A 5,077-nucleotide genomic window follows, 5' to 3' on the forward strand; every position below is an offset into this window, starting at 1 on the left:
GTACGAGGCGGTGCCGAGCACCATGTTCGCGGCGGTGAGCCCGGCCATGTCGCGGGACCGGGCGATGCCGAAGTCGACGAGCACCACCCTGCCGTCGGCCTTGACCAGCAGGTTGCCCGGCTTCACGTCCCGGTGCACGATGCCGGCGAGGTGGGCGGTGTGCAGCGCGTCCGCGGCCTGGGCCAGCACCGACATGGTGGTGGCCGGGTCCAGCCGCCCCACCGCGCGTACCCGGGCCGACAACGGCTCGCCCTCGACGTACTCCATCACCAGGTAGTCGACCTGGCTGCCGTCGTCGAGCGCGGCCTGCCCCACGTCGTGCACCGGGACGACGCCGGGGTGCCGCAGCGCGGCCAGCATCCGCGCCTCGGCCCGGAACCGGGCGGTGAACTCCGGATCGGCGACCAGCGACGGCAGCAGCACCTTGACGGCGACCTCGCGTTCCAGCAGCACGTCCGTGCCGCGCCAGACCGCGCCCATCCCACCTGTAGCCACCCGCTCGCCCAGCCGGTACCGGTCGCCGAGCAGCACTCCCCGTGTCAGCACCGAGCCACCGTACCGGCCGGCGTCGATCCGATTGATCCACCCCGTGGGTCCCGCCGGGGCGAGCGAGCGGCCGTTGCGCGCCGGGCCGACTACGCTGGCGAGGGTTCGTCCCACGGGGACTTCAGCGGCGAGGGGAGACGCGGCATGGCGTGGAGCTGGCGGTACGAGGGCACGGACGGCCAGACGGTCGAGGGACCGGCGGAGTCGTTCGGCAGCCAGGCCGACGCCGAATCCTGGATCGGTCAGACCTGGCGGGAGCTCGCGGCGTCCGGCGTCACCTCGGTCGCGCTCGTGGAGGACGACCGGGTGGAGTACCGGATGAGCCTGCTGCCCACGGCCGAGTGATGGCCTACGACCGCCCCGGCGGCGACGGGCTGGTCCTCGGCGTACCCAAGGCGGCGTTCCGGCCCAGCCCGGTCTTCCTCGCCCTGGTCGCCCTCTTCGCGGTCACCGGGGTGTTGACCTGGAACGGGTACGGCAACGTCCGGTTCAACGTGTTCCTCTTCGTGGTGTCCGGCTGGCTGGTGTCGCTCTGCCTGCACGAGTACGCCCACGCGGTGGTGGCCTACCGGGCCGGCGACCGGGACATCGCGCATCGCGGCTACCTGACGCTCAACCCGTTCAAGTACACCCACCCGCTGCTGTCGATCGTGCTGCCGGTGGTGGTGGTGCTGCTCGGCGGCATCGGCCTGCCGGGTGGCGCGGTCTGGGTGGACCGGCACGCCATTCCGGGCCGACTGCGGCACACCCTGGTCAGCCTCGCCGGCCCGGCGACCAACGTGCTGTTCACGCTGGTGTTGGTGGCGGCGGTGCGGCTGGGCACCCAGTCGGGTGGTCCGGTGGAGTTCTGGGCCGGGGTGGCGCTGCTCGCCTTCCTCCAGCTCACCGCCAGCGTGCTGAACCTGCTGCCGGTGCCCGGCCTGGACGGCGGCAACATGATCCAGCCGTGGCTCAACCCGCAGTGGCGCAAGATGTACGACCTGTTCGCGCCGTACGGCTTCATCCTGCTCTTCGCGCTGCTGTGGAACCCGCGCATCGGCGGCTGGTTCTTCGACGCGGTCTTCGCGGTCGGCGACCTGCTCGGTCTGCCCTCCTGGCTCTACGCCACCGGCCTGGAGCTGATCCGCTTCTGGCAGAGCTGACCCGACCCGGCCCGGCCGGCGCGAGGTTTCGCGCCGACCGGGCCGGAACGGCGTCAGGGACGCTGCGCGGGGGACTCGGTCTTCGCCGGGTCCCGCTCGACGATCGGCTCGACGATGTCGTCGATCGCCTTGAGCAGGTCGGCGTCGAGCTTCACCCCGGCGGCCTTCACGTTGTCGTGCACCTGCTCGGGGCGGGACGCGCCGATGATCGCCGACGAGACGTTCGGGTTCTGCAGCACCCACGCCACGGCGAGCTGGGCCATGCTGAGCCCGGCCTGCTCGGCGAGGGGCTTGAGCTGCTGGACCCGGGTCAGCACGCCGTCGTTCATGAACCGGGAGATGAAGCCCGCACCGGACTTCTCGTCGGTGGCGCGGGAACCGGCCGGCGGCGGCTGGCCCGGCAGGTACTTGCCGGAGAGCACGCCCTGCGCCATCGGCGACCAGACGATCTGCCCGATGCCCAGCTCCTCGCTGGCCGGCACGACCTCGGTCTCGATGACCCGCCAGAGCAGCGAGTACTGCGGCTGGTTGGAGACCAGCGGGATGTGCAGCTCCCGGGCGAGCGGGTGGGCGGCGCGCAGCTGGGCGGCGGTCCACTCGGAGACGCCGATGTAGTGCGCCTTGCCGGAGTGCACGACGTCGGCGAACGCCTCCATCGTCTCTTCCAGCGGCGTGCTGCTGTCGTAACGGTGGGCCTGGTAGAGGTCCACGTAGTCGGTGCGCAGTCGGCGCAGCGAGCCGTTGATCGACTCCATGATGTGCTTGCGGGACAGGCCACGGTCGTTACGGCCGGGACCGGTCGGCCAGTAGACCTTGGTGAAGATCTCCAGGCCCTCGCGGCGCTCGTTCTGCAACGCCCGGCCGAGCACGTCCTCGGCCCGGGTGCCGGCGTACACGTCGGCGGTGTCGAAGGTCGTGATCCCTGCGTCGAGAGCGGCCCGGACGCAGGCGAAGGCGGCGTCCTCTTCGACCTGCGAACCGTGGGTGATCCAGTTGCCGTACGAGATCTCGCTGACCAGCAGGCCGGAACGGCCCAGGTGTCGGAATTCCATGTACCGACCCTAGCTCCAGTGGATCACCGATGGCGACCGGCGACTCAGAGCACCGGATTGGCGTCGGTGAGTAGCCGGTCGATCTCCTCCAGCACGCCGGCGCGGTCGCGGTGCACCGGGTCGATGAGCGGCACGCCGCGCCGGTCCAGCGCGCCCCACCGCCCGTTGCCGCTCTCGACCAGGAACGCCACCGGGTGGATGACCAGCATCGGGTGCGTCGGTGGGACCAGCACCGTACCGGTGCGGTCCACCACGCCCCGCCGACCCGCCACGTCGACCACGGCGAGCCCCTCGTCGGTGAAACCGTCGATCTGCTGGCCGTCGGCCAACTCGGTGACGAAGCCGTGGTAGCGGGTGGGCACGACGATCCGGCCGGTCCGGTCGACCGCCCCCCACCCCTCGCGTCGTACCGCGGCCAGCCCGCGCCGGAACGGACGTACCTCGGCGAAGTTGGGCGCGACCTGCACCGCGCCGGTCGCGTCGATCGCCGTCCACCCGCCCTCGCCGACCACCCAGGCCAGGCCGTCGCTGAACGGACGCGCGGCCCGGAAGGACGGCGGGATCACCGTCGTACCGAGCAGGTTGATCAGCGACCAGCGGTCGGTGTCCGGCCGGCGGACCCAGGCCAACCCGTCGTGGAAGGGCTGCGCCTCGGCGTACCGGGCGGGGATGACCACGTCGCCGTCCTGGCTGGTGTAACCCCACAGCGGCCCGTCCCGGTCCGGCAACGGGGGCCGGTCCCGGTCGAGCACCTCGTCCCGACCCCGGGGGTACGGCCCGAAGCCATCCGCCTCGGCCCGGACGGTGACCGCGTCGAGAGCCACCCGGACCCGGTCCAGCAGTTCGGCGTCGCCCGCGCCGCGCAGGTCGAGTGCCTTCTCGAAGTGCTCGCAGGCCTCCATGAGCCGCCCCTGGTCGTAACACGACCGCCCGGCGTGCTCGTGCAGCGCGGCCCGCAACCGGTCCGGCAACTCGATCGAGTTGGCCTGGGCGAAGAGCTGGTCCGCCTCGGCGAAGTCACCGCGCCAGCGCAGCACGTGCGCCAGCCGGGCCTGGGCCAGCGCGGTCCGGCGCAGCTCGCCGGTGGCCTCGGCGTAGGTGAGGGCGAGCCGACCGTCGGCCAGCGCGTCGTCCAGGTCGCCGAGGATCCGCGAGGCCACCGCCCGCAGGCTGAGCAGCCGGGCTCGGGCACGGTTGTCGATCGCCGAGCCCAACTTCTCGGTCAGTCGTCGCCGGATGGCCCGCAGGTCGTCCGGCTCGGTCAGATCCTCGCGCAGGGTGACCGGGTCCAACCGCCAGCGGTACGCGGCCAGCACCTGCTCCGGGTCGCCCGGGTCGGCCAGCGACGGGCGGGTCGCCACAGGTGGTGCGTCGTCGGGCGGCGCGGACACCGGCACGTTCTCCCCGTCCGAACCGTTCCTCGGGCCGGGTACGGCCGAGGCGGGTGGCCCGGAGACCGGCACCGCTGATGTCGGCGCTGCCTCGGGCGCCGGTGGCGCGGAGACGGGCGCTGCCTCGGGCGCTGGCGGTGCGGAGACGGGTGCTGCGGGCATCGGCGACGCCGACGCGGGTGGCCCGGAGACGGGTGGCGCGGCGGGCGCGGGTGGCGCCGAGGTGGGCGCTACGGAGTACGGCTGCGTCGACGGTGGCGCGGACACCGGTGCCGGCGGTGCGGAGCTGGGCGCTGTGGAGAAGGGTGGTCCGGAGACGGGCGTTGTGGAGAAGGGTGGCCCGGAAACGGGCGCGGGCGGCGCGGATGTGGGCGCTGTGGCTGACGCCGGCGGCGCGGAGACGGGCGATGCGGGCGGGGCCGACACCGGCGGCACCGGTGGCGCGGAGATCGGCGGTGCCGGGACGGGTGGTGTCGAAACCGGCGGTGCCGAGACGGGCCGGTTCGCGTCGTTCACGGACGACACGGGCGGCGCAGCGTCGGCCGCAGAGGTCACGGGCGAAGCAGGGGCGACCGACCACTCGTCGAATGGCGAGCCATCCGTCGGGCCTGTGCTCGGAGTGTCCGCAGTGTCCGCCCACTCGTCGTGGGGCCCGACCTCGTCCGTCGGGTCGTGCTCGACCGGGTCGGTGTCCTCGGCGGGCCAAGCGGTGGAGGACCGCTGGTCCACCTCGACCTCGGCTCCGAACTCGGTCTCGACTTCGGCCTGGTGGTGGGACATCTCGACGGCAGGTGCGCCGGAGACGGGCCGGTCGCCCGCCACCGATCCGGTGCCGAAAGCGGACTGCCGGTCGTCGTCCAGTTCGTCCGCCCAGAGGCGGGGTGCACCGGAGACCGGGCGGGCGGGCGGCGCGGAGACGGGAGGGGCGGGCGGCGCGGAGACGGGA

At 73.0% G+C, this 5,077-nt stretch carries 6 protein-coding genes; 3 read left to right on the plus strand and 3 right to left on the minus strand.

Annotated features, from left to right (window positions below; translation table 11 throughout):
* Window positions 1-546: serine/threonine-protein kinase (locus PSH25_RS23010; RefSeq protein ID WP_238661047.1), on the minus strand; the 546-nt coding region annotated here is incomplete at its 3' end.
* Window positions 547-690: 144 nt separating this feature from the next.
* Here PSH25_RS23010 and PSH25_RS23015 point away from each other — a divergent pair.
* Together PSH25_RS23015 and PSH25_RS23020 are read left to right on the plus strand one after the other, a co-directional pair.
* The gene (locus tag PSH25_RS23015) at window positions 691-891 is read left to right on the plus strand and encodes a hypothetical protein (protein WP_030337978.1); all 201 of its coding nucleotides are present in this window, start codon (window positions 691-693) and stop codon (window positions 889-891) included.
* Window positions 891-1,688, plus strand: a complete 798-nt coding sequence (locus tag PSH25_RS23020; protein ID WP_238661048.1) for a site-2 protease family protein — start codon at window positions 891-893, stop codon at window positions 1,686-1,688. Before PSH25_RS23015 ends, PSH25_RS23020 begins: the two co-directional genes overlap by 1 nt.
* Before the next feature lie 53 nt (window positions 1,689-1,741).
* Here the strand turns inward: PSH25_RS23020 and PSH25_RS23025 are convergent, their stop codons facing one another.
* Both PSH25_RS23025 and PSH25_RS23030 read right to left on the minus strand, forming a co-directional pair.
* A complete protein-coding gene (locus PSH25_RS23025; protein WP_238661049.1) occupies window positions 1,742-2,740 on the minus strand; it encodes an aldo/keto reductase family protein in 999 nt (332 codons plus the stop codon).
* 44 nt (window positions 2,741-2,784) lie between these two features.
* Entirely contained in the window at window positions 2,785-4,293 is a 1,509-nt protein-coding gene (locus tag PSH25_RS23030) for a WG repeat-containing protein (protein ID WP_238661050.1), read from the minus strand.
* Between the two features lie 133 nt (window positions 4,294-4,426).
* Between PSH25_RS23030 and PSH25_RS23035 the strand changes: the two genes are divergently transcribed.
* The coding region (locus PSH25_RS23035) for a hypothetical protein (protein ID WP_238661051.1) at window positions 4,427-5,077 on the plus strand (651 nt) is incomplete at its 3' end.

Source organism: Micromonospora foliorum (assembly GCF_022229015.1).
In the GTDB taxonomy this organism is placed as follows: Bacteria; Actinomycetota; Actinomycetes; order Mycobacteriales; family Micromonosporaceae; genus Micromonospora; species Micromonospora foliorum.

Excerpts from the sequence above, each read along its gene's own strand:
- PSH25_RS23015 (WP_030337978.1), top strand. The coding sequence starts at position 691 with ATGGCGTGGAGCTGGCGGTACGAGGGCACGGACGGCCAGACGGTCGAG.
- PSH25_RS23020 (WP_238661048.1), top strand. The coding sequence starts at position 891 with ATGGCCTACGACCGCCCCGGCGGCGACGGGCTGGTCCTCGGCGTACCC.
- PSH25_RS23025 (WP_238661049.1), bottom strand. The coding sequence starts at position 2,740 with ATGGAATTCCGACACCTGGGCCGTTCCGGCCTGCTGGTCAGCGAGATC.
- PSH25_RS23030 (WP_238661050.1), bottom strand. The coding sequence starts at position 4,293 with ATGCCCGCAGCACCCGTCTCCGCACCGCCAGCGCCCGAGGCAGCGCCC.